Raw genomic sequence first — 24,169 nt, 5'->3', positions numbered from 1 at the left:
CCTCTAAGCTAAAAACTCAGAGGTATTCTGCTGTATTCTTATAATATTTTTATCATTAATACAAAACACAACTGAGGGATAGTATTATTCGAAAATATCCGCTTTCTGGACACGACTTTAAGAGATGGTGAACAAACCCCGGGCGTGGCTCTTACAAGAGAAAAGAAACTCTTGATTGCCCGAGCCCTGGATGAACTGGGGGTTTCCGTAATCGAAGCAGGCTCCGCAATCACTTCCAAGGGTGAACGGGAGTCCATCAAAGCCGTTGCAAACGACGGGCTTTCCGCCGAAATCTGCAGTTATTGCAGGATTGTAAAGGCCGACGTGGACCATGCTTTGGAATGCGACGTGGATTCCATCCACCTGGTAGCCCCGGTCTCGGACCTGCACATCAGGACCAAGCTCAATAAAGACCGGGACGAAGTGCGAAAAATCGCGGCTGACGTCACGGAGTATGCAAAGGACCACGGTTTAATCGTGGAACTTAGCGGGGAAGATTCCTCCAGGGCAGACCTCGAATTTTTAAAGGCCCTGTACGCCGACGGAATCGAAGCAGGAGCCGACCGTTTATGTTACTGTGATACGGTAGGACTCCTTGTGCCTGAAAAGACCACAGAGATTTTCAGGGAATTATCAACTTCTCTGAAAGCCCCGATAAGCATCCACTGTCACAACGACTTTGGATTTGCGACGGCAAACACCGTAGCCGCTCTTGCAGCCGGGGCAAAACAGGCCCATGTGACGATTAACGGTTTAGGGGAACGCTCCGGAAACACCGCTCTGGAAGAAGTGGTCATGGGCCTTGAATGGCTCTATAAATATGACACCGGGATCAAGCACGAGCAGATCTACCGGATTTCCAGGCTGGTAAGCCGCCTTACCGGGGTTTCCGTAGCCCCTAACAAGGCCCTTGTGGGAGGCAACGCCTTCACTCACGAGGCTGGCATCCATGTCCACGGCCTCCTTGCCGACAAGGCCACCTACGAGCCCATGAGCCCCGAGCAGATCGGGAGACACAGGCAGATCGTCCTTGGAAAACACGCGGGCAGGAGCTCAATTACCCTGGCCCTGGACGAACTGGAGCTTAAAGCCAGTGAGGCCCAGGCCGAGGAAATCTTCACACGGGTCAAACAGATGGGTGACCAGGGGAAGTTCGTAAGCGACGCTGACCTGCAGACCATTGCGGAAAACGTGCTCGATATCTACACCGAGCCTATTGTGAAGCTGGAAGAGTTCACCATAGTATCCGGAAACCGGGTGACTCCTACAGCATCCGTAAAACTCAGAGTAAAAGATAAGGAAATCGTACAGGCTGGGATAGGAAACGGGCCAGTAGACGCCGTAATCAACGCCATCCGGCGGGCCGCCCGTTCCTGTGCGGAGGATATCATCCTTGAAGAGTTCCACGTCGATGCCATCACCGGGGGGACTGACGCCCTTGTGGAAGTAAGGATGAAGCTCTCCAAAAACGGCAAGACGATCACCTCCAGTGGGGCCAGGACGGACATCATCACAGCTTCCGTAGAAGCCCTGATGAACGGGATGAACCGGCTGGTCCGAGAGGATTGATACTGAAAAACCGGAGCTCTGCGGACCAGACCGGATTCAGGGTCAATTCCTCTTCCCTAAAACCTTCGCCTGATGGCTCCGGGTTTTGGAGGAAGAGCCTGCTGAGAGTGGCCGGATGCGGAAGATGGAGGGAATAGCTTCGTTCCGGGAAGTTACGGGAGAGGTAACCTCTTCTCCCCTCTTTTTTCCATATCGTCGGGATTTCGGGCCTGAGTTACAGGGTTAATTCTCTGTTTTTCCGGAAAGACCCTCATCCATATATATGATGATTAATCATACATGATTGATTATTACGTATTGACAAAATTCATGATGAACTGGTTCATTATGAACTGTGTCGAAAAAGAAGAATAATTGACAATAGAGTATATTAAAAGCATGACACTTAGAAGTCCTCTGTACTTTTTGGACAAAACGGCAGGACCCGCTACAGGGAGCGGGACCGAAAAAAGAGAAACTGCAAAAAACAAAAGGTAATTTTAGAGACAGAAGGACTTCTAAAGACAAGAAGGAGATTTAAAATGACAACCGGGTCAAATGAAAAAGTCAACGGTGCCAGGGCTCTGATAAAGTGCCTGGAAGAAGAGGGAGCAGATACCCTTTTCGGATATCCGGGAGGGCAGGTAATACCCTTCTACAATGAACTCTATGATTCAGACCTGCACCATATACTTGTACGCCATGAACAGGCAGCAGCTCATGCTGCGGACGGATACGCCCGCGTGACGGGCAAAACCGGGGTATGCATTTCCACTTCAGGCCCAGGCGCTACCAACCTGGTAACAGGCATTGCTACCGCATACATGGACTCCGTACCCATGGTAGCCTTAACCGGCCAGGTCCCGCAGTTCCTTATCGGGAACGATGCCTTCCAGGAAGCCAACATTACTGGGATTACCCAGCCAATTACCAAGCACAACTATCTTGTGCAGGATGCAAACGAATTACCCAGGATTATGAAAGAAGCCTTCCACATCGCATCCACCGGAAGGCCCGGCCCGGTATTAGTAGACCTTCCAAAAGACGTCCAGAACTCCGAAATTGAATTCTACTACCCTGATAAAGTAGAACTCCGGGGATACAAACCAACCTTCAAAGGAAACCCCCAGCAGATCAAAAGAGCTGCCGAGGAAATTGCAAATTCCACCAAACCGATCATCTACGCCGGAGGTGGGGTAATCAGTTCCAACGCGAGCGCCGAACTCGTGCAGCTTGCCGAGGCCATAATGGCCCCCGTTACAACAACCCTTATGGGTATCGGTGCAATCCCGACAGAACATTTCCTGAACCTCGGGATGCTGGGTATGCACGGGAGCAAATACGCAAACTACTCAGTCCAGGAGTCCGACCTGATAATCGCGGTTGGAGCCAGGTTCGATGACAGGGTTACAGGGAAACTGGAATCTTTTGCCCCGAACGCGCGGGTTATCCACATTGACATCGACCCCGCAGAGATTTCTAAGAACGTGCCCGTGCACATCCCGATTGTAGGCGACGCAAAAGAAATCCTCAGGTCCCTGATCAAACATGTGAAGTGCTGCAGGAGCAAGGCCTGGATCGCAAAGGTAAGTGAGTGGAAAAAGGAATACCCGCTTACTTACCGGAAGGACTCGAAGGTTATACAGCCTCAGTTTGTCGTGGAAGAGATCTCGGCGGCCTGCAAGGATGCAATCATTGTTACGGAAGTCGGGCAGCACCAGATGTGGGCCGCGCAGTTTTTCAAGTACAGTGAACCCCGCACCTTCCTCACGTCAGGTGGACTCGGGACCATGGGCTACGGCTATCCGGCAGCCATCGGAGCCAAGGTCGGACGGCCCGATAAAGTGGTTATCGATATCTCAGGGGACGGTTCTTTCCAGATGAACTCTCAGGAACTTGCAACCGCGGTTCAGAACGACATCCCGGTCATTGCCGTGATCATGAACAACGGCTATCTGGGTATGGTCCGGCAGTGGCAGGAACTCTTCTATGACCGCCGCTACTCCTGTACCGATATCGCAGGAAGTGTTGACTTCGTGAAACTTGCCGAAGCTTACGGGGCTCTCGGGCTCAGGGTTGAAAGGCCTTCCGAAGTCAGACCGGCAATCGAGGAAGCTATCAAATCGGGCAGGCCTACCGTGATTGATGTGATAGTCGAGGCCGAGGCAAATGTTTCCCCGATGGTTCCGGCAGGAGCTGCTATCAATGAAATCCTTGACCTGGAGGACGATTAAATGAAACACACACTTGCGGTGCTGGTTGAAAACAGGGCAGGGGTCCTCTCAAGGGTAGCAAGCCTCTTTTCCAGGCGTGGATACAACATCGACAGCCTGGCCGTGGGCGTGACCGAAGATCCGAGCATCTCCAGGATGACCATTGTGGTCCACGGGGACGACAACGTGCTCGAACAGGTCACAAAGCAGCTTAATAAGCTTATCGACGTCATCAAGGTCTCGGATCTCGAAAGCGATGACGCCGTTGAGCGGGAACTTGCCCTTATCAAGGTCGCAGCCGATGTGAACTCGAGGGCCGAGATCCTCCAGATCACGAACATCTTCAGGGCCAGGATAGTGGATGTTGCCCAGAAATCAATGACCGTGGAGGTCACAGGGGACGAGGCAAAGATTCAGGCTATGGAAAAACTCCTCCGCCAGTTCGGAATCAAGGAACTGGTCAGGACCGGAAAGATAGCCCTTTCCAGAGGCCCGAAAAAAGTTTAAATATAAGAGGGTGGGTAAAAGGGGGGCGCTGATCAATTATTTTTTACAGGTCGGGACTTTGCCAGGGGTACCCGGTCTGTTCCCCTGTATATGTAAAATAGGCCGAAAAATCCCTGAGAAACATCTTAAAAAAGCAGAACATTTTTCATAAATCAAAGATACTTCACGGTAATTAATTAATTAATGACTTATAATCTGGATTTATTATCTTAATTTATTATCTTAACTTATTATCTCAACTTATAATTTAGAAATTTACAAGGAGAATAAAGCAATGGCAACAATAATTTATGATGATGAAACCACCTTTGATGCGATCAAGGACAAGACCATCGCAGTGATGGGCTACGGAAGCCAGGGCCACGCCCACGCTTTGAACTTGCACGAGTCAGGTCTCAATGTGATAGTCGGGCTCAGGGAAAACAGTTCCAGCCGCGCAAAGGCCGAAGCCGAAGGCCTGAAAGTCATGACTGTCACCGAAGCCGCAAAAGCCGCAGACGTTATCATGATCCTCCTGCCTGACGAGACGCAGGCAGCCGTCTACTACTCCGAAATTGAGCCCGGGCTCGAAGCCGGAAATGCGATTGCTTTCGCTCACGGGTTCAACATTCACTACAACCAGATTGTGCCTCCAAAAGACGTTGACGTCTTCATGGTAGCCCCCAAGGGCCCGGGCCACATCGTGCGCAGGACCTACACCGAAGGCATCGGAGTTCCCGGCCTGATTGCCGTCTACCAGGACGCTACAGAAAACGCCAGGGACATCGCTCTTGCCTACGCCAAGGGAATCGGAGCAACCAGAGCAGGCGTTTATGAGACCAGCTTCAAGGAAGAAACCGAGACCGACCTCTTCGGAGAACAGGTGGACCTCTGCGGAGGAATTTCCTCCCTTATCAAGAACGCTTTCGAAGTCCTTGTGGAAGCCGGCTACCAGCCCGAGATGGCTTATTTTGAGACCTGCCACGAGGTCAAGCTCATCGTAGATCTGATCTACGAAGGTGGCCTTGAGAGAATGTGGCATTCCGTCTCCAACACCGCAGAATACGGCGGCATGACCGTGGGCCCGCAGATCATCAACGACGAGTCCCGCGAAGCCATGTACATGGCCCTCGACAGGATCCAGAATGGGGAATTTGCCAAGGAGTTCATCCTCGAAGGCATGACCAACCACCCCGTGCTCAAAGCCATGGAACGTCAGGAAAAGGAACACCAGCTCGAGATTGTCGGCAAGCAGATCAGGGCAAACATCCCCTGGCTCAACAAGAAAATCGACGACGACTGAAATTCCCGGTAAAAAGGAATTTAAAATTAAATAATTTAAAATTAAAATTCTGGTAAAAAAGAATAGAAGAGATAATCCGGAGATTTTTTCCGGATTGTACTCTCATTTTTGATACTACTTTTTTCTTTTCATTTCCCGAGTCTTTCCTCAGAACTCAAAATTGATACTCAGGAGCTTCCAGCCCGTTTAGCCAGCAGGAGATTACTTCCTGAAGTTCCTTTGTCGTGACCGTGCGGCCCCCGTCCGAGTCAGGATGGCTCCAGGGCAGCCAGGTCATGGATTGACTCGAAATAGTAATGCATTTCTCAGCCATATCAGTGCAGCTTCCATCGCTCACGGTCAGGGTAACCGTGTAGGTTCCAGATTCTGTGTATATATAGGTCGGGTTCTGTTCAGTTGAATCATACACACCGTCCCCATCAAAGTCCCATTTCCAGGAAGTGGCCCCGCTTGATAAATCAGTAAAAGACACGGTTAACGGAGCAGTGCCTGAGGTAGGGGATGCAGAGAAGTTGGCTACAGGACTCGAATCCGGGAGTTCACACATGTAGATGTCCCCGTCTTCGTAAGTCCAGTCTACCCAGACAATCCGGTTGCCGGAAATTATGGGTCTTGCCTGTTCATATTCATAAAGGCAAATTGCGGTTTCAGTTCCAGTTGAGAGGTCATACATGTAGATGTCCCCGTCTCCATGTCTCCAGTCCTCCCAGACGATTCTGTCGCCGGAAATCGAAGGCCACCACTGGCTACTAGCATCTGTACAAATTGTGGTTTCTTTCCCTGTTTTAAGATCATACATGTAGATGTCAGCATAGTTGTCCCCGTTCCTGTAATCTTCCCATACAATTTTGTCGCCGGAGATTGAAGGCCATTGCTGGTCATCCGAAGCTGTACAGATCGCGGTATCAACCCCGGTTTCTATATTATACATGTAGATGTCCGTACAGTCGTCTCCATTTCTGCAATCTTCCCAGACAATTTTGCTATCGGAAATTACCTGTCCGCCCTGATCACCAGAAGCAGTGCAAATTGCTGTTTCTATCCCGGTTTTGAGATCATGCATGTAGATATCTGCGTTTCCATTTCGATAATCAGTCCAGACAATTCTGTCCCCGGAAATCGAAGGATCACATTGTCCATAAGGAGCTGTGCAGATAGCTTTTTTGAGTCCGGATTCAAGATCGTACATGTAGATATCCCCGTACAAATACCCATCATTTCTGTCTTCACTGTATTTTGTCCAGACAATTTTGTTGCCGGAGATAGAGGGTTCGCACTCATCATAATCGCTATTGCTAATTACTGATTCTGTCTCGGTAGACAGGTCGTACATGTAGATATCCTGGTTTCCTGAGCGGTTATCCTGCCAGACAATTTTGTCCCCGGATATCCAGGCCCAATCCTGATCTTCAAATTCCGTGCAGACCGGTGTTATTGTTATCTCTTCACTTGTTACTTCTTCAGTTCCTGAAACTAATTCCTTATTTTCTGAAAACAATTCTTTGCTTTCTGAAACTAATTCTTTATTTTCTGAAAACAAAGCATTTCCAGCCGAAGGTGCCCTGATCTGATTCAGATGCCTAGAATGGTCATTAGCATGGCATTCTTCGGAAGTGGCCAATACATTTTCATCACTGGCTCCAGCTACAGGTGCTGCAAGTGCAACCAAAAGTACAAGAGTTAGAGCAAAAAAATTTAAGTTTGAATATCTTTTCATAAAACCACACTCTCTAAATAAATTAACCAATTATCCAATTCAGTATTATATAAAATCGACATTACCTATTTAAAAAATTAATATAGGAGTGTGCATTTTGTAATAGATATATATAAACTTTTTTTAAGGTGTGTTTAAAAATAATCAGTGGGATGTTTCAAATCTAGCAGTTTTTAGAAGTGCAGTTTATAGGTAAAATAGGAAAAAACATATTAGAGCAGACCTGAAATTAAGTTTTAAACTGAAGGTGAGATATTGCAGGACAAAAATAACAACAAAGTAATCGATGCAATACTGTCAAGAAGGAGCGTCCGGGAATTCACGAAAACCCCGGTAAGCAGGGAAAAAATAGAAATCATCCTCGAAGCCGGCCGCTGGGCTCCCTCAGGCCTGAACAACCAGCCTTGGCGTTTTATCGTGGTCCGGGAAGCTGAAACCATTCTGAAAATTTCAGAATGTACCCATTACACAAAAGTGGTTGCAGAAGCTCCTCTCCTCATAGCAGTTTACCTGGACACGGAACATTCCTATTCCTATACAAAAGACGTCCAGGCAGTCGGGGCCTCAATCCAGAATATGCTGCTTGCCTGCTGTGAGCTGGGCCTTGGAGCTGTCTGGCTCGGGGAGATCCTGAAGCAGGCCGAAAAAGTGAACTCAATCCTCGAATGTCCGGCAAGCTTTGAGCTGATGGCCATACTTGCTATAGGAGAGCCGGTCCCAAAGGAGAGGACATCTCCGAGAAAAGAGCTGAAGGAACTTGTGTTTGAGGAAAAGTACGGAAAAATCTGGGATGCGTAAAGCAATTCCTGCGGCCTGACAAGCTCAGGCTTAACTTCCTCTAAATTTTCTTTTTGCCTGCTCAAAACATTTTTTGCAGTTGGACCAAAAAGGCCGGAACAGGCCCTTATTGAAGGATTAAGTTTATAAGCTACTTCGCACTATTAACAGCCAACCAGTCCGGAAATACTTATGCCTTCTGTCTCAAGGAAGGCCCGTGGTGTAGTGGATATCACTGAAGCCTCCGGAGCTTCGAACCTGGGTTCGATTCCCAGCGGGCCTGTTATTATAAAAAAGTGTCAGCGTTTTTCAGGCCCTGGCATTTAATTTACGTTTTGAAATTTTATTCTTTTTTGTGGTTTTTATGGGCAGAGGAAGAGGAAGAAACCGGTCTCAAAGTTTTGGAAGTTATTCAGCTGGAGCCCGGCAGCCGTTTTTGCAGAGCCTGTCGGGAGGAAGAATTTCCTTCCTGAAGGTAATTCTACTGGCTGTGGTTCTGTATTTTGTGCTAAGGCTTATAGTGCCCCTGGTCTGGGTTATCGTTGTGATTTTTATTATTTTTGCGGCTTTAAAATATTTCTTGAGAATGTTATGAAACCAGTGGCCTGATACGTTGGTCCTTGAGAATGCAAGGCTGGGTTTTGAAATCGATTTCCTAAGATTCCGGCGTACTCACCGGCCATCAGGCCGGGCTTTTCATGACAGAAATGAAAAAAATTTGAATTCAATATCACATACTGGTTTTTTGAATTGAGTGGGGAAAGATCGAAAGGGGCAGTGTAGTGGTGCGTTTTGTTCTTTCAGACCTGCGTTTTTTAGACTGGATTCTGTCTTCATTTTCATTTTGAACCGGCCGGCCTCCTGCGTCGGCCGTTGAAAACGCCGGAATCTAAAATCGATTCAAAAAAGTCACATTCGATTAAGTTCGAGTCTGTTTTCAAAAATCCGGCGCCGTATCAAAGAACCAGCTTTTTTCCGACAGTACCGCCGGTTTTAAGGAATTTCCTGCCTCGGACAAAAAAGAGAAGAAATAAAGGAGTAAAAATCACTCCCTCATCTCGGATTTCCAGACATCTTTTTAATTATTCTTCAAATATTCGTCAATGGCCTTAGCAGCTTTCTTGCCGGCTCCCATGGCACTGATAACGGTTGCGGCCCCTGTGACCACGTCGCCGCCTGCAAAGACTCCGGGTTTTGAGGTTGCACCGTTTTCGTCTTCGGCAACGACCGTGCCCCTTCTGCTCTGTTCAAGGCCTTCGGAGCCTTTGAAGATGATGGGGTTCGGAGAGGTTCCTATGGCGATTATCACGACATCGGCTTCAAAAGTAAACTCGGAACCATCGATTGAGACCGGGCTTCTCCTGCCGGACTCATCGGGCTCGCTAAGTTCCATTTTTATGCACTCGATGCCGGCGACATTGAACTTATCGTCGCCCAGGACCCTGGTGGGGTTTGAAAGGAAACGGAAGACTATGCCTTCCTCTTTGGCGTGTTCGACTTCTTCCCTGCGGGCGGGCATTTCCTCTTCCCCCCGGCGGTAGACGACGTTTACCTCTTCGGCCCCAAGGCGGAGCGCCGAGCGGGCTGAGTCCATTGCAACGTTTCCTCCGCCCACAACCACGACCTTCTTTCCAATTCTGACCATGGTGTCGTATTCGGGGTCGTAGGCCTTCATGAGGTTCACGCGGGTCAGGAACTCGTTTGCAGAGTAGACTCCATTGAGGTTTTCTCCCTCGATTCCCATGAAACGCGGAAGGCCTGCGCCTGTTCCGAGGAAGACGGCGTCAAACTCCTCGGCAAGGGCGTCGAGGGTCTTTATCCGGCCTATAACGTAGTTGGGTTTGAACTCAACTCCGAGGCTTTTGATGTATTCAACTTCCTCCTGCACGATGGCTTTGGGGAGCCTGAACTCGGGGATACCGTAACTTAAAACTCCTCCGGCCTTATGCAGGGACTCGAAGATGGTCACTTTGTAGCCCAGTCTCGCAAGGTCGGCTGCAGCGGTCAGGCCTGCGGGGCCCGAGCCCACTATTGCAACCTTCCTGTCGGTTGAAGCTGTGACTGCGGTTGCAGTTGCAGTTGCGGACGGGGAAGGGGCCGAAACTTCCGGAGTGCTCACACCCGTTTCGCGCTCGCAATCGGCACAGAAACGCTCAAGCCGCCCAATTGCCACGGGTTCGCCTTTCTTGCCAAGCACACAGAGGGCCTCGCACTGGGATTCCTGAGGGCAGACCCGGCCGCAGATTGCGGGGAGGGCGTTTGTGGCCTTGATCTTTTCAATTGCCCCTTCAAAGTTTTCCTCACAGATAAGTTTGATAAAACCGGGGATGTCCACGTTTACAGGACAGCCTTCCACACACTTTGGCTCCTTACAGTTAAGGCAGCGGGAAGCTTCGGCAAGGGCTTCTTCCTTTGAGTAGCCAAGGGCTACCTCGTCAAAGTTTCTGGCTCTTTCCCCGGCAGGCTGTTCTGACATAGGGGTCCTGGTTTTGCTTTTACTTTTTTCAGTCATCTTTTTTCCTCCTATCAGTTCAGACCGCACCTGCATTTGTGCTCGTATTTTTCCTTAGCTTCCGCTTCTTCTCCCCGGTACATGGAAAGCCGGTTCATGAGTTGAATGAAGTCAACCTTGCGGGCGTCAAACTCGGGCCCGTCCACGCAGGCAAACTTTGTTTCCCCGCCGACCGTAACCCGGCAGCCGCCGCACATACCGGTCCCGTCCACCATTATGGAGTTCAGACTGACCAGGATTTCCACGTCATAGGGAGCCGCAACTCCTGCCCCGACCTTCATCATGATTGGGGGGCCAACAATTACGACACGGGCAACCTTTTCGTCGCTGTCCAGAATGTTTTTCATTATGTCGGTTACGAAACCGTGGTGACCCTTTGAACCGTCATCGGTTGCGATGTGGAGTTCGGAACTTGCCTCAGCCATTTCCTTCTCAAGGATGAGCAGCTCCTCGTTCCGGGCCCCGATGATGGAGATGACCTTGTTGCCGGCTTCCGTATAGGCTTTAGCCTGGGGATAAATTGGGGCAACTCCTACGCCTCCTCCGACAAGGATAACCGTTCCGAGTTTCCGGACATCGGCCGGAGTCCCGAGGGGACCTACGAAGTCCTCAAGGGCGTCGCCTGCTCCGAGGGTTGCAAGTTGCTTTGTGGTCTTTCCCATTTCCTGGAATATTACGGTGACTGTTCCGGTTTCCGGGTCAAAATCCGCAATTGTAAGAGGTATCCTTTCTCCCTTTTCGTCAATCCTCAGGATTATGAACTGGCCGGCTTTTGCGGCCTTTGCCACGTCAGGTGCATCGATATTCATCCTGTGCACCGATGGGGAGATTTCTTCTTTTTCTAGTATTTTATATGACATCGAATCACGATTCCTCAGGCAGGATGCCTGCGACTTTAGTCGTGAGCGGAGTGCTGTCAACTTTCAAGCATTCCGTTCCACGTTTGGATTTTTCCACTCTGCTTTTGAAACAAGTTCCCGTAGCAGGTAACGTAATATTTGAAACTATTTCCCCTTGCCGATGTTGGATATGCTTTTCATGTGTAGCACACCGGGCCCTGGTTCTCAGGACTTTTAATGCTACAAGATAGGGAATTGGACTGAGGAAACGTCCAAATGTATCATAACATCTCCAACGCAATCAGTTAAGACTCAGGCTGGTCAATCAGGGCTTGTCGAAGCAAGCTTCCCGTTTTAATGGGGGGTCATTGACATTTTCCTGAATAAAAGCATCTTTTATAAAATAACTTAATGAGTATTATCTTTTACGAGCATCGAATAGAATTTAGACATGCATCAGATGAAATATTTCTATATAAATCTGCGGGCAAACCCTCAGGTCATGTGGTTTTTCCCGCCAGAGGCAACAATATAACGACTGATGGTTTATATATTCTCCCAAATAATTTTTAATTATTTTGGATGTGGGGCAGTCATATCTGAAGCATTTCTTTTTGAAGCATTTCTTTCAACCTAACTTCCCGGAAATACCCGATTTCGGAAAACCAGCCCCCGGATAATAATCTTTTTTTACATTTGTTACAAAATAATTAAATAAATCCCTTGTATATTATAAAATAGGGAATAATTTCCCGGATTGATCTATAATAGGGGGTTAGTTGAATGGCGGAAGAAAAGAAGCAGGAAGAGAAAGAAGAGCCCGAAGTTGCCAAAGTCGATCCTATACACTTTGAAGACTCTCGTGTTGGGAAAAAGAAACATCTTCTAAGTTGCGACAAGACGGAGTAATCTTTTCAGAAACTGGGGAGAATTGTGGAAGAATCATCTGTTTAAAATTATTTTGATGGCAGGACAATGCTTTGAGTGCAACAGTTTGAACGAAGTGCGTTTGGTCTTAATATTATTTAAAAGTCTTTTTGTCGGGAGGTAATTCATTATGGTAGAAGAGAAGAAAGAGGGGAAAAAAGAAGAAAAGAAAGAAGATGTTGGCACTGTAGAATCCATACATCCTCATGATGAGAGAGTGGGTAAGAAAAGGTCTCTGCTCGATACCTGCAGGTAAACAGGGCCTAAATGTATTTTATTTTTTTAAATTTTTAATAAAAAGTCAGAAACGTTTTTTTCTAAAGTGTGTCAGGTGTATCAAGAAAAGGTCGTTCATCTACGGCGGTCGTTAATGGCTCCTGTTTCTGACCAGTTGAGTTAAAAATTATTATTCGGAAATGTAAGAGGAAGCCCACCCGGGCCTTTCAGGCGGGTTTTCCTCTAGCATTTCTCTCCATTTTTCGTCGGTCAGCCTTTCGGCCATGGGCTGTTTGAACTCGTAGTAACTGAAGACAGGCCCGGCTCCCAGAAGGATGCGGCCGTCCGGGACCCTGTAGGCTACAACGAGCATATCCACGTAGCCGACTCCTTCTTCAAGGACAGTGCCGGTATTGCCCTCGGTGTGAACGTCGGCTACTATCGTGGTCTTCTTTGATTTATCGTCAACCTCCTCGATCACGCCTTCAAGCTGCTCCCCGAAGTCCCTTATAAAAGTGTAGTCCTCTTCTGTCAGCTCCTCGTTTTCAAGCTCCTTCTCCGAAATTACCACAAGCTTTTCAAGGATACGTTCAAGATTTGCAAGCCTGGCCTTCGAGACCGGGTCCAGCACATCCCTTTCCTCAAGGCCCCGTTTTGTCGTCCGGGTCAGGTCCAGCAGTCTTGAGTAAAACTCGGGGACTGGTTCCACATAGCCGACAACGTTTTCTTCCTCGGGCATGGGCATGGAAGTCTCCATCATGGTATAGCTCTGTTTGGCGTAGAGGATGGTGTCGTGCCTGAGTTCGGTCCAGGAGGCCAGGGAAGTTGTCAGTTCTTTGTCCTGCCAGGCCCCGGTCTGCATGAAGGTCGGGTAGCCTTCCCCATAGCTTTCGAGAAGGGGCTGCAAGGAATAAAGCCAGTTCCAGTAGAGGTTCTTTTTCCAGGCTTCTTCATCGAATTCCGCAAACTCGGCATTGAGCTTCCCGTACTGTCCGCTGTAGTTTTCGTAGCTTGAGTCGTCCAGCTCGTCAAGCCAGTAAACGGCCCGGTCAGACCCGAGGAGGGCCATCACATCAAGCCCCCGCGGAAAGCCCCTGATGGGCCTTCCGGCTCCGGATATAACATAGGTGAAAGGCTCCGGCTCTCCTTGCCCCGTTTCTCCCGTATATTCTCCTGTATATTCTCCTGTATATTCTCCCGTATAGGCCCCAACGAGGTTTGAAAACATGTAGGAATCAGGGATAAAACGCTGCCCCATGAAACGGAAGCCCTTTGTATCCTCCAGGCACTCATCGGCCTGTTCTGGGGAAAAAGGCGGGGTAAGGACGCAGGCCCCGGTCCCGCCGTAAATTTTTGGACCCTCGTACTCAGCGAGTTTCGCTTTAAGTTCACCCACACTTTCCTCGTCCAGTGCCTCCGGCCGGAATTCGGGACCGAAGACCGAATCCATAGCTTCCATGTATTCATAGGGGCCGAGATCGTCGGAAAAGCCCACATAGAAAGCCGTTACCGTGTAGATCCGGTCCCATTTATCAAGAAGTTCCGCCCCGACCGTCTCCTCCCCCTTCTCATCCTTATCTTCAGTTTTCAGCCCCTCAGCTTTCAGCCGGGCCGCAATCAGGCTGGCCTGCATGGTCTGGATTCTGGCGTCCTCTTCCGGAAGCTCCGATTCAATAAGGTCTCCTTTCAGGAGCATACTCATCCGGCCGTGCCACATGAAAGCCCTGAAATAATTTTTTAGCAGCTCGGAACGGGTATAGTGACCCCGTGGCAGGTACTGGGAGTAGTCTTCCATGTATTTGAAAAGCGGGGACACGGCAAAGCCGGAATGGGCCTCGATAAGGGTAAGTTCGGCCTCGACTTCTTCTTTCACAAAAGCAGGGATTTCGAAACTGTACTTTTCCCCGGCTCCGGCTGGAAAAAGGGTCTCATCAAAAGTCGGAGAGAAGGGCTCATCAGACTCCCGGACCTGTTCGGGCTGAGGCTGAAGCAGGCTCAGAGCCACGGCAAAGTAAGCAGCGTTTCTCCTTGCGGCCTCCTTTACTTCCCCGGACGAGTTCTCGTACTCTTCAACCGAGGTTTCCAGCAGGGCCAGGTCCACTTCCCAAATAGCATCGTAAAACTCCCTCTCCTCGACCTGCCGCAGGGTCTCGTCGAACTGTATATGGTAAAGGTGCAGGAGAGAGTCCGTGGTAATGAAAATCGGGACGTCCTCTTGTTTGAGGCGGCCGTACATGGAAGTTATGTCTTCTTCCTGCCGGGAATAGGGGTTTTCCAGGACCACAAAGCCGTTTTCCTCCAGTTTCTCAAGGGGCCGGGAGGGAGAGGGGGTTCCCGCTCCCTCATCTTCCAGCTTTATCTTTTCTGAAAAGGCTTCGTAGTTGGCGATATCGGAAGTTTTCAGGGGGAGCTCATAGGGGGGAACTCCGGCTTCGACGGCAGTTCCCTCCTCCGGCTCTTCCTCCACGCCTTCCTCAGGAACCGTGTCTCTGTCCGCACAGCCTGCCGCAAAAATCGATACCAAAAACATTAAGCAGATTAGAAATGTCCTGTTTCTGCATTTCATAGAAATTTACCCCACTCATTTCTCAGCAGCTTATTTTCCGGGTTAAAACTGAGGTCGGAAACCCGAATACTGATGAGTGATTTTTCAAATATTTCCTCCGTTTTTAGGGCTTTTTGAAATTCGTCGATTCAGTGGACCAGGGTAGCTGAATCAGGAATAATGAAGCTCCGGCGCAGATCACTCGGCCGGACTCAGGGGGTCAATCCCGAAAAGCAAGGCGCCAAATAAAAACGTGACCCCAGCTGTTCCCCAGATCAGCGGGTCCTTTGGGAAATTAAGAATTGTGCCAAAACATAAAGCGATAACCGTGGTTACAAGTATAATCCGGATTTTTCTATTAACCCAACTCCCTCCGGTTTCTTCGTGTTTTGTCTTAAATTCTTTAGATGTGTATATTTCCTGTACCAATTTAAATTACTTTTGCTCTTCTGGCTATAACTCTGGTTTATAGTATCTTCCACTATGGATTTATATTTTTTAACTTCAAAATGGTTCGAAGTTATAAAAAAGAGTAAATAAGGTCTAAAATAGAAACTTAAGGATTCAAAAGTATTTTTAACCAAAAAAAAGCATTTAATATGCCTGAAACTTAAAAAAAGCCCGGTATAAAAAATTAAAAATGTCTGGAACATTTGCCCCGTATAAATATCACGGAAACACCCTTCTGGCGGAGTTTATCCTCGATCAGGCCCAATAGTCCGGAGCCTGAACTTTTATCTTTTTTTTCTTCATTTTCTTCATTTTTTTTCTCCCCCAAATCCTCCTCCAGTTTAAAAATTCGGGTATCCGGGACAAGAACCTCAACCACAGGCTGCAGGTCCGGAACGTCCTGTCCTCCGGTCATTGCCGCCACCCGGTTATCGAGCACGAGCACGAGCACGTTGGCCCCGGTGTGTACGGCGCTCATAAGGCCCAGGATTCCGGAGTGAGCCAGCGCGAAGTCCCCTATAACGGCAATTCCCTTTTTCTCAAACCCGCAGGCAACTGAAATTGCGGAGCCAAGGGCAAAACTCACGTCCACGGCCGCAAGGGGTTCGGGGGCACTCCGGACCGAGCAGCCCATGTCTCCGGCAACCCGGACGTCCAGGCCCCGCAGGAGGTGGTAGAGGGGAATGAAGATGCAGTCCTCGCAGATAGAGGCCCTGCTCTTTTTTCGGGTTTCGCCCTTCTTTTTCCTGGTCTCCTCCTCTTTGGTCCCGGTGGTTTCCAGAGGTTTTTCGATACAGGCTTTCCGGATGTTTTCGAGTGCAAATTCAAGGTCTTCGGAAAGGAGCTGGCCGTAAGGCAGGTGGCCTGTTTTTTTCCCGCGTATTTTTCCGGTAATGCAGATTTGTTCCTCGATAAAGGGCTCGGACTCTTCTGCTACAAGCACAATTGCATGCTTTTCTAAAAATGTCCTGATTTTTCGGAAGGGAAGGGGATTTACCAGGGAGAGGGAAAGGTGAGAGACCTCAGGGTGCTTTTTGAGCACCTCTTTTACGAGAGCTGAGGCAAAACCCGAAGAGATTATTCCGGTCCCTATCCCCTTGATTTTCGCTGCGACGGGCCTGCCGGGTTTCAGAACGTTCAGGCCTGTGTTTTCGGCTTCCTCTTCAAGGAGGGGATAGACCTTTTCATGGAAATGCTGGTGTTTTTCCCGCATCCTGAGGGCCCAGATAGAGCGGTCGAATTCAGGATAAGGCTTTTCGGAGAGGGGAAGCCGGTCTATTTTCCCCTGACTATTCTCAAGGCTGGCGGTGATTCTGAGAATAACCGGGACCTTTGTTTCTTCGGAAAGAGTGTAGGCCCGCCGGACTGCCCTGTAAGCGGTATCCGGGTCCTGCGGGTCAAAGACCGCAACTTCCGCAAGTTTCCCGTACCAGCGGGAGTCCTGTTCATTCTGGGAACCTTTGACCCCGGGGTCGTCTCCCGCAATGATTACAAGCCCGGCTCCTATCGTATGCGTAACCGAGGTGATCAGGGGGTCGGATAGGAGGTTCATGCCCACATGCTTTACAAGCACCAGGGCCCGTCGGCCTGCGGAAGAGGCCCCGAGGGCCATTTCAAGGGCCACTTTTTCATTCGTAAGCCACTTTGCCTCATATCCGGAAGAGGAGGATTCGGAGGATTTGGAGGTTACGGAGGCTACAGAGGTCCCTGAGCCATCATTACTACCCCCTGCTGTATCCCCATTCTCTTCTGAGGCCTCCGACAAAAAACGTTCCATGAGGGTGGTAATGGGGTAGCCAGGAACCCCTATTACAAGTTCCACACCACTGTCAAGAGCTGACAGGAAAAGCGCTTCAAGGCCTGTACATTCCTGATGATTTTTATCCATCTTCCCCATTATTGACCACCCTCTGAAATTTTTAAAAATATAATTATAAATTTTTGTTTTTTAGTAAGTATTCTTCAGTTAAGGAATGAGTCAAATATAATATCAAGTATTTTTGCTTACCATTTCTTAACCACGGAACACACGGAAGGACACGGAAACCGGCCTTCGGCCGGTGAGTAAGTTGGATCTTTATATAATCGGATTCAAAAACACTCCTGAATTCTTGAAAGATGACGAAAAAATGCCCGTACAACCGTAATTGGCGTCTTCTCCGAGTTTCGCTACCCGAGTTTCGCTTCGGGATCACAGGAAATCGAAGATTTCCTGGGAGTTGCGATGAAATCGCAACAGCACGAGGTCCGTTTCGCTCGTTTTGCGAGCTCAAGCGGACAAAAAAACGCCAGAGCAACCGTACTTGTCATCTTCCTGCCGTCTTTTTCCGTGTCTTCCGTGTGTTCCGTGGTTTGAGTGCACACACCAAACGTCTCTACCAACAAAACACAACCTGTATGTGTATAGAGTAGTTCCTGAAATAAAATCTGGAGTTATATTTCAACCATTCCTAACCTAATTTTCCGGTATTAATCGGAATCCTCTACCTCAAGCCGGGTGCCCCCGATGACGGACTCGTCTGGCTTCCCGAACCAGGAAAGAGCTCCAAGGGCCCCGATTACGCCTTTGCCGTCGAGCACGACTTCAACGCCGTTTTCTTTTGCGCACTCAAGGGCGTATTCTTTCGTGAGCCTTTCATTCCGGCAGGCGTTGCTGTACTCGCGCAGGCCTTTAGCGTAAAAATCAGTGAGGACCACCATTCCGGTTTCGCTGGAGGCGCTGTATTTCAGGAGAGCTCTTTTGATGGCTTCGACAAGTTCCGCCTTTGCCTCTTCACTCACGCAGCCGAATTCGAGCACGGTGGACATGCAGTTCTGGGTCTTTTCGGGGACCGGGAAGAGCTGGACAAGGGATTGGGAGAGGTAAATGCAGTCCTCGCAGTCGAGTTCGCTTGCTATGTTGTGGGTGAGGGTCCAGGTGGCTCCGATTTCCTTGGAGTCTGTATCGTCTATGCCTATGAGCACCCGGTCTCTGCGGGGAACCACGATCGTTCCTTTCGCGCAGCGTTCCCCTCCGGACTCGGATATTTTATAGTGTAAAACCCCGTCGGCAAAAGCCCTGCAGCGGGTGGCTCCAACTCCTCCTCCCCCGAGGCCCGCATAGGTTATCGAAACTTCGTTTCCGTTAACAACCACGGATTCGATCCCGGCGGCGGCAACGGATGATTTCAGTTCAAGGTTAGAGGTCCCGGTTTTTAAAAGGTAGCGGATCAGGTTTCCGGTGGGACGGGCCCCAAGGACCAGGGGGGCTTTGGCGTAGTGGTAGAGCGACCAGCAGGCCCCGCTGTAACAGTTGGAATGCTCGATGAGTTCCGCGTACTCATTGTTCGCATCACAGACCACGTATATGCCCCTGTAAGGTACTGTATATGGATCGTCAAGAGTAATTTCTCTGATCTGCCTGTTATCCAGCGCACAGGCGTCTATGTGTTTTGTAATGCCGAAAACCTCCTATTAATGCAAATATTCCTGTAAATGGTGATTGTTGTAAACGATAATTGGCCAGAAGAAAAAAAATCCTGAATTTTCTGAAAATCCCATTCCTTATAAATATATATAGGTATCGGAAATGTGGTAAGTTTTGAAAAGAGTAAAGCGGGATAGAGGGCCTTATCCGGCCTTTGGAAACCTCGAATAAAAATAGAGTCGCAATAATGAACCATAATTCTTCCGATGCAGAAGGAGATTTTGTTCCCACCGTTTTTCGAATCATTCGGCAGTTTCGGGAACCTTTATTCAAAAATACCTTTTTCAAAAATACCTTTTTTTTGGAGGTGTATGGAGAGGAAGGGGACCCTCCAAAATCCGTTAACTCTTCACTTGACAAATCCTTCGTCCTTCAGACTGACATACCTGCCTTCCCCTATGATAATATGGTCAAGCACGTCAATCCCGAGCAGTTTTCCCCCCTCAACAAGTTTTTCGGTGACAAGGATGTCTTCCCTGCTAGGGCTGGGGTCCCCCGATGGGTGGTTGTGGATCATGATAACGGATGCTGAAGACTCCATCAACGCGGATTTAAAGACCTCTCTCGGGTGGACGATGCTTGCGTTGAGACTGCCCACGGATACGACTTCCTCCTTCAAAATCTGGTTTTTCGTATCCAGGTAAAGTGTTACGAACTTTTCCTTTTTCTGCTCCCGCATTTTCGGATACATCAGGGCGTAAACGTCCTTCGGAGACCTCACCTTCCGCTTGGGCTCTTCTACATAAGTCTCAAGCCTCCTTGCAAGCTCAAAGACCGCTGCAATTTGGGAGGCCTTGGCTTTTCCTATGCCGTGGATTTCCATCAGTCTTGTGACATTTGCAAGGCTGAGCTGTTTTATGCTGTACTCCGAAAAGATCCGTCCGCAGAGGGATATCACGTTTTCCTCCCTTGACCCTGTCCTGAGGATTATCCCCAGCAGTTCGATATTCGAAAGTGATTCCGTCCCGTGTTTCAAAAGCCTCTCCCTGGGCCTTTCTTCTGCGGGAAGGTCGCAAATTCTGATTTTCAGTACCCCCGTACTAATTTGAGCTCCCATAATAATTCATTATAACATAAAACATTATAAACTATTCTACATTATATAAAAATTGATGAATTCTTCCTGGAATAAAGGAGATATGGCAGGGAATAAAGAGCTCTGAAACGCAACTTCTCAAACCCTGAAATCTTCAATTCCTCAACTCCTCCAAACGCCCCCTCCCCCAAACGCCCCTTTATTATATATTAAAAACCATACAGCCCGCTTAATGAAGGTAATATCCGTAGTAGGCTATAAGAAATCAGGAAAGACCACCCTTGTAAACAGCCTGGTCCGGAAACTTTCGGAGTTCGGTTCGGTCGGCACGGTGAAGCACATCCGGGAACCCAGGTTCGACCCCGAGACCTCGGACACCGGCAAGCACTTCGACGCCGGGGCGGATATGGTTGTGGGGCTAACAGACACGGAACTTGTGACCATCTCCCCAAAACCGGACCTCGAAAAGGCCCTCGACGCTCTCTGTGATGCAGGCCTCGATTTTGCGGTAGTTGAAGGCTTTAAGGACAGTTCCCTCCCGAAAATCGTCCTCGGAGACCTGGGCGACCAGGAAGACGTTAAAAACATCCTCATGCGCCTCCCCGAAAAACCCGACCTCAAGGAAGATGCCGACTATTCCTTAATCCAGCTAATCCTCGCTCAGCCGGATCGCTTCACCCTTGACACCCTTATAAAAAGGATCAGGGCCAACCCGAAAATCCGGGAAGCAGGAGCCATCGGGACGTTCACAGGGATAGTCCGGGAACTCACGGCCGACACAAAAACCACCTACCTTGACTTCGAAAAATACGAACCCGCAGCCTCAAAAGCCCTGGCAAAAATCCAGCACGACCTCAAGCAAAGGGAAGGCATCCTAGAAGTTCTGCTCCACCACAAAGTGGGCCGGATCGACCCCGGCGAGGACATTGTTTATATCGTGATCGCAGCCGCCCACAGGACAGAACTCTTCCCGGCCTTAAGCGACGCAATCGACCTGATCAAGGAAGAGGCCCCGATCTGGAAAAAAGAGTTCACACTCGAAGGAGACTTCTGGGTCCACGACACGGAAAGGGCCGAAAAGGAAAAGGCCGAGGCTTTGAAAAAGGCCGAAGAAATGGGTAATAAAGATTAAGGGTGCAGTAAAACCGGAAACCGGCATTTAATGTTCTTAGATAATTCATTTCAGGTCTCTTAACCACGGAAAAGCACGGAAGGACACGGAAACCGGCCTGTCGGCCGGTGAGTACGCCGGGCACTAAAATAATCGATTTATAAATCACTCTGAATAAAATGCCAGAGCAATCGTACCCGAGTTTCGCTTCGGCACCCGAGTTTCGCTTCGGGATCGCAGTAAATCGAAGATTTACTGGGAGTTGCGATGAAATCGCAACAGCACGGTGTCCGTTTCACTCGCTACGCTCGCTCAAGCGGACTGAAAAACGCCAGAGCAACCGTAAATGCCGTCCTCCCGGCATTCTTTTTTCCGTGCTTTTCCGTGTCTTCCGTGGTTTAAATTTTCTTTCCCCAAATTTCGCTTCGAGATCACGGGTTATGTTTAGCTCGATTTGCTTGCTCAAGTGAACCAAACTTCTGTAATTTAAATTTTCATTCGAAATTAGTTAAAGAACTTTGCTACCTGACTATAAAATCGGAGAGAAAAAAATGGAAACGAAAACCCCCAGAAGCGCAATCATCCTTACCGGAGGAAAAGGCCGCCGTCTGGGGAAAGTTGAAAAAGCCCTGCTGGTATTCGAAGGAAAGACCCTGCTCGAACGCCTTCTTGATACCCTCTTCCTCTCCGTGGATGAAATCATCCTCTCGGTCAGGGACAAAACCCAGCAGGAAGTTCTGAACCCCATCCTCAAAAAATACCCGGCCCGCAAAATCCGTTTTTGTTTCGACACCCTTGATGACGTCGGTCCCCTCGAAGGCATCCGGGCAGGCCTGCTTGAAGCCAGCCACAACTACGCCTTCGTCTGCGCCTGCGACATGCCTTTTGTAAACCGGAAGGTCGTTGACCTCCTTTTTGAAAAAGCCAGAGGTCATGACGTGGCCCTCCCCAGGCATAACGCCAGAATGTTTGAGTCTCTTCATGCAGTTTACTCGAAAAAGCTAATCCCTGAAATCGAAAAGGCTCTGGGAAGAGGTGATCGATTTGTGCTGGCCCCGGTTTTTGAGCTGGAGGATGTGGTTTACGTTGATGTTTCGGAGATCAGGGAAATTGACCCTGAGTTACTGACTTTTGCTAATATTAATACTGTTGAGGATATTGAGAGGATAGTGGGGGAGAGCTAAACTTTTTCAGGGTTTTTTGAGTTTTTCTAAACCTTGTGTGGCCTTTTCTCTTTTTTAAAAAAATCGAAAGTTATTTAGTAGACAACATTCTATATTTTTTGAATCTCTCTATGCAGAGTTAATTACATATCACATATTTTGCATTATTTTATTATTCATGTACCTGAACTTGAAGATCAATAATGAAGGGATTTCATATGGGAGTAAATGAAGCTTATAATCTTATTGAAAAGGCTCAAAGAAGCAAAAGTACTGTATTAAATTTGTCTTCTCAAGGCCTAAAGTTCCTGCTACCGAAAATTATAGAGTTGAAAAATCTTACAGAGACGCAGCAGAAAGCCCCAAGGCTTTAGAAGCTGTCCGAAAATTCAATTTCAAGGTAAAAACAGGTGAAAAATAAGGCATATAAAGCCTTTAAATCGAAAAAGAAGGGTTTCAGATATTACTGATAATAATTGTCGGACAGCTTGTTTAGCGTGGGGATGAATGCGTCGAGCCTACAGGGGCCGATCAAAATACATTTAACTGTAAAAGAGTGTGATTATATAATATTAATGATATATAGTAGTTTGCATGAAACAGGGGCTTGTGTACCGGATTTATCCGGAAAATGATGAACAAAGAACGCTAATTGAAAAGCATATAGGGTGTTCCAGATTTATCTATAACAAGCTTTTGGAGTACAAACAACTTTTTTATGATAAATTTAGAATAAATATATCTTTGACAGAACTTGAAAAATACATTCCTGTTCTCAAAGAAATATATCCGTGGCTTAAAGAAGTCAATTCACAGTCATTGCAGCAGGCCAGAAGGAACCTTCAGGACGCATATACCAGATTTTTCAAAGGCCAAAACGGATTCCCACAAAGGAAATCAAAAAAAGACACTAAACAATCATTCAAGGTGCCCCAACGGTATAAGATTAATCTCACTTCCTCAGAGATCTTTTTTCCCGGAATTGGATGGATGAAAATTAAAATCCATCGGGAACTATTAAGTCCTGAAATTATGGATAACCTCATTGAAAAAACGCTAGTCAATGGGGAAACCATAATAGAACAGAACTTAAATTCGAAGTTTTTTAAAACGGCAACAGTCCGAAGAACGCCCACTGGTAAGTACTACGTCAGCATCTTAACCGAGGACGGAGAAGAGTATCCAGAAGTTCAAGAATATTCTGAAAGTACCACAATAGGCGTAGATGTAGGGCTAAAAGATTTTGCAATAACTTCCACCGGGGAAAAGATAGAGAACCCAAGATTTCTTAAAAACTCTCTTAAAAGGCTCAAAACCCTTCAAAGAAGAGTAAGCAGGAAGGTAAAAGGTTCAAAGAACCGAAGGAAAGCAGTACAAAAACTTGCAAAAATTCATGAAAAGATAAGCAATCAAAGAAACGATTTTCAGCACAAGGTTAGTAATGACCTTATAAGCGAGAACCAAGCGGTCGCTGTAGAATCGTTAAACATTGCTGGTATGAAGAAGAACCATAAACTTGCACAGGCTATAAGTGACGCTGCGTGGGGGGGTTTTGTGAGTAAGTTGGAGTACAAGGCCAAAAAGATAGGGAAAACAGTAATCCGTATAGGCCAGTGGGAACCGTCTACTAAAAATTGTAGTGTATGTGGGTTCCACAATAAGGAAATAACATTAGATGTTAGAAGCTGGAAATGTCCAGAATGTGAAACAGAACACGATAGAGACATAAACGCAGCTATAAATATTAAAAAGTTTGCACTTGCGATCTAAATTAAAGAGACACCGCCGGAACGGCGGGAAGAGCCTGTGGACCCGTGGAGACTGCTCCGGGGGATGAAGCAGGAAGCTCCACTGCTTTTA

General features: G+C 48.1%; 18 protein-coding genes and 1 tRNA gene. 12 read left to right on the top strand and 7 right to left on the bottom strand.

What is annotated here, in order from left to right; genetic code table 11:
* The first annotated feature begins 78 nt into the window (after window positions 1–78).
* The 4 genes from ACZ5QV_RS02205 (at window position 79) to ilvC (ending at window position 5,550) form a co-directional block, all read left to right on the top strand.
* Window positions 79–1,569: a (R)-citramalate synthase gene (locus ACZ5QV_RS02205; protein ID WP_464602005.1), complete on the top strand. Its 1,491-nt coding sequence runs from the start codon at window positions 79–81 to the stop codon at window positions 1,567–1,569.
* Between the two features lie 521 nt (window positions 1,570–2,090).
* Window positions 2,091–3,782: an acetolactate synthase large subunit gene (locus ACZ5QV_RS02200; protein ID WP_464601030.1), complete on the top strand. Its 1,692-nt coding sequence runs from the start codon at window positions 2,091–2,093 to the stop codon at window positions 3,780–3,782.
* Entirely contained in the window at window positions 3,783–4,268 is a 486-nt protein-coding gene (ilvN, locus tag ACZ5QV_RS02195; protein ID WP_464601029.1) for an acetolactate synthase small subunit, read from the top strand.
* 274 nt (window positions 4,269–4,542) lie between these two features.
* Window positions 4,543–5,550: a ketol-acid reductoisomerase gene (gene ilvC / locus ACZ5QV_RS02190; protein ID WP_464601028.1), complete on the top strand. Its 1,008-nt coding sequence runs from the start codon at window positions 4,543–4,545 to the stop codon at window positions 5,548–5,550.
* A 154-nt stretch (window positions 5,551–5,704) separates the two neighbouring features.
* Here the strand turns inward: ilvC and ACZ5QV_RS02185 are convergent, their stop codons facing one another.
* Window positions 5,705–7,267 (bottom strand): PKD domain-containing protein, encoded by a 1,563-nt coding sequence (locus ACZ5QV_RS02185; RefSeq protein ID WP_464601027.1) that lies wholly within the window; start codon window positions 7,265–7,267, stop codon window positions 5,705–5,707.
* A 255-nt stretch (window positions 7,268–7,522) separates the two neighbouring features.
* Here ACZ5QV_RS02185 and ACZ5QV_RS02180 point away from each other — a divergent pair, with 255 nt between their 5' ends.
* Together ACZ5QV_RS02180 and ACZ5QV_RS02175 are read left to right on the top strand one after the other, a co-directional pair.
* On the top strand, window positions 7,523–8,065 hold the full coding sequence (locus ACZ5QV_RS02180; RefSeq protein ID WP_464601026.1) for a nitroreductase family protein: 543 nt from the start codon (window positions 7,523–7,525) through the stop codon (window positions 8,063–8,065).
* A 190-nt stretch (window positions 8,066–8,255) separates the two neighbouring features.
* Window positions 8,256–8,327: transfer RNA gene (locus ACZ5QV_RS02175), tRNA-Arg, on the top strand.
* A 795-nt stretch (window positions 8,328–9,122) separates the two neighbouring features.
* On the opposite strand, the gene gltA is transcribed toward ACZ5QV_RS02175, so the two are convergent.
* Both gltA and ACZ5QV_RS02165 read right to left on the bottom strand, forming a co-directional pair.
* Window positions 9,123–10,556 carry an NADPH-dependent glutamate synthase gene (gltA, locus tag ACZ5QV_RS02170; protein ID WP_464601025.1) on the bottom strand — a complete coding sequence of 478 codons (1,434 nt, stop codon included), beginning with the start codon at window positions 10,554–10,556 and terminating at the stop codon, window positions 9,123–9,125.
* Window positions 10,557–10,570: 14 nt separating this feature from the next.
* On the bottom strand, window positions 10,571–11,416 hold the full coding sequence (locus ACZ5QV_RS02165) for a sulfide/dihydroorotate dehydrogenase-like FAD/NAD-binding protein (RefSeq protein WP_464601024.1): 846 nt from the start codon (window positions 11,414–11,416) through the stop codon (window positions 10,571–10,573).
* A 762-nt stretch (window positions 11,417–12,178) separates the two neighbouring features.
* Between ACZ5QV_RS02165 and ACZ5QV_RS02160 the strand changes: the two genes are divergently transcribed.
* Complete coding sequence (locus ACZ5QV_RS02160) at window positions 12,179–12,304, top strand: hypothetical protein (protein WP_464601023.1); 126 nt, start codon at window positions 12,179–12,181, stop codon at window positions 12,302–12,304.
* A 148-nt stretch (window positions 12,305–12,452) separates the two neighbouring features.
* The gene (locus ACZ5QV_RS02155) at window positions 12,453–12,578 is read left to right on the top strand and encodes a hypothetical protein (RefSeq protein ID WP_464601022.1); all 126 of its coding nucleotides are present in this window, start codon (window positions 12,453–12,455) and stop codon (window positions 12,576–12,578) included.
* 150 nt (window positions 12,579–12,728) lie between these two features.
* Here ACZ5QV_RS02155 and ACZ5QV_RS02150 read toward each other — a convergent pair whose 3' ends face one another.
* The gene (locus tag ACZ5QV_RS02150) at window positions 12,729–15,068 is read right to left on the bottom strand and encodes a DUF3160 domain-containing protein (protein WP_464601021.1); all 2,340 of its coding nucleotides are present in this window, start codon (window positions 15,066–15,068) and stop codon (window positions 12,729–12,731) included.
* Window positions 15,069–15,717: 649 nt separating this feature from the next.
* Window positions 15,718–17,421 carry a thiamine pyrophosphate-dependent enzyme gene (locus tag ACZ5QV_RS02145; RefSeq protein ID WP_464601020.1) on the bottom strand — a complete coding sequence of 568 codons (1,704 nt, stop codon included), beginning with the start codon at window positions 17,419–17,421 and terminating at the stop codon, window positions 15,718–15,720.
* A 336-nt stretch (window positions 17,422–17,757) separates the two neighbouring features.
* Here ACZ5QV_RS02145 and ACZ5QV_RS02140 point away from each other — a divergent pair, with 336 nt between their 5' ends.
* Window positions 17,758–17,889 carry a hypothetical protein gene (locus ACZ5QV_RS02140; protein WP_464601019.1) on the top strand — a complete coding sequence of 44 codons (132 nt, stop codon included), beginning with the start codon at window positions 17,758–17,760 and terminating at the stop codon, window positions 17,887–17,889.
* Window positions 17,890–18,002: 113 nt separating this feature from the next.
* Here the strand turns inward: ACZ5QV_RS02140 and mmp11 are convergent, their stop codons facing one another.
* Window positions 18,003–18,929 (bottom strand): methanogenesis marker protein 11, encoded by a 927-nt coding sequence (mmp11, locus tag ACZ5QV_RS02135; protein WP_464602004.1) that lies wholly within the window; start codon window positions 18,927–18,929, stop codon window positions 18,003–18,005.
* A gap of 419 nt (window positions 18,930–19,348) precedes the next feature.
* Entirely contained in the window at window positions 19,349–20,056 is a 708-nt protein-coding gene (radC, locus tag ACZ5QV_RS02130; protein WP_464601018.1) for a RadC family protein, read from the bottom strand.
* 211 nt (window positions 20,057–20,267) lie between these two features.
* Here radC and ACZ5QV_RS02125 point away from each other — a divergent pair, with 211 nt between their 5' ends.
* From ACZ5QV_RS02125 to ACZ5QV_RS02115, 3 genes are all read left to right on the top strand, one after another.
* Complete coding sequence (locus tag ACZ5QV_RS02125; RefSeq protein WP_464601017.1) at window positions 20,268–21,167, top strand: molybdopterin synthase; 900 nt, start codon at window positions 20,268–20,270, stop codon at window positions 21,165–21,167.
* Between the two features lie 530 nt (window positions 21,168–21,697).
* The gene (gene mobA / locus ACZ5QV_RS02120) at window positions 21,698–22,330 is read left to right on the top strand and encodes a molybdenum cofactor guanylyltransferase (protein ID WP_464601016.1); all 633 of its coding nucleotides are present in this window, start codon (window positions 21,698–21,700) and stop codon (window positions 22,328–22,330) included.
* 573 nt (window positions 22,331–22,903) lie between these two features.
* The gene (locus ACZ5QV_RS02115; RefSeq protein WP_464601015.1) at window positions 22,904–24,079 is read left to right on the top strand and encodes an RNA-guided endonuclease TnpB family protein; all 1,176 of its coding nucleotides are present in this window, start codon (window positions 22,904–22,906) and stop codon (window positions 24,077–24,079) included.
* The last annotated feature ends 90 nt before the right edge of the window (window positions 24,080–24,169 follow it).

The sequence above is a fragment of the Methanosarcina baltica genome, from assembly GCF_055394095.1.
This window is presented reverse-complemented; position numbering and strand designations above follow the sequence as displayed.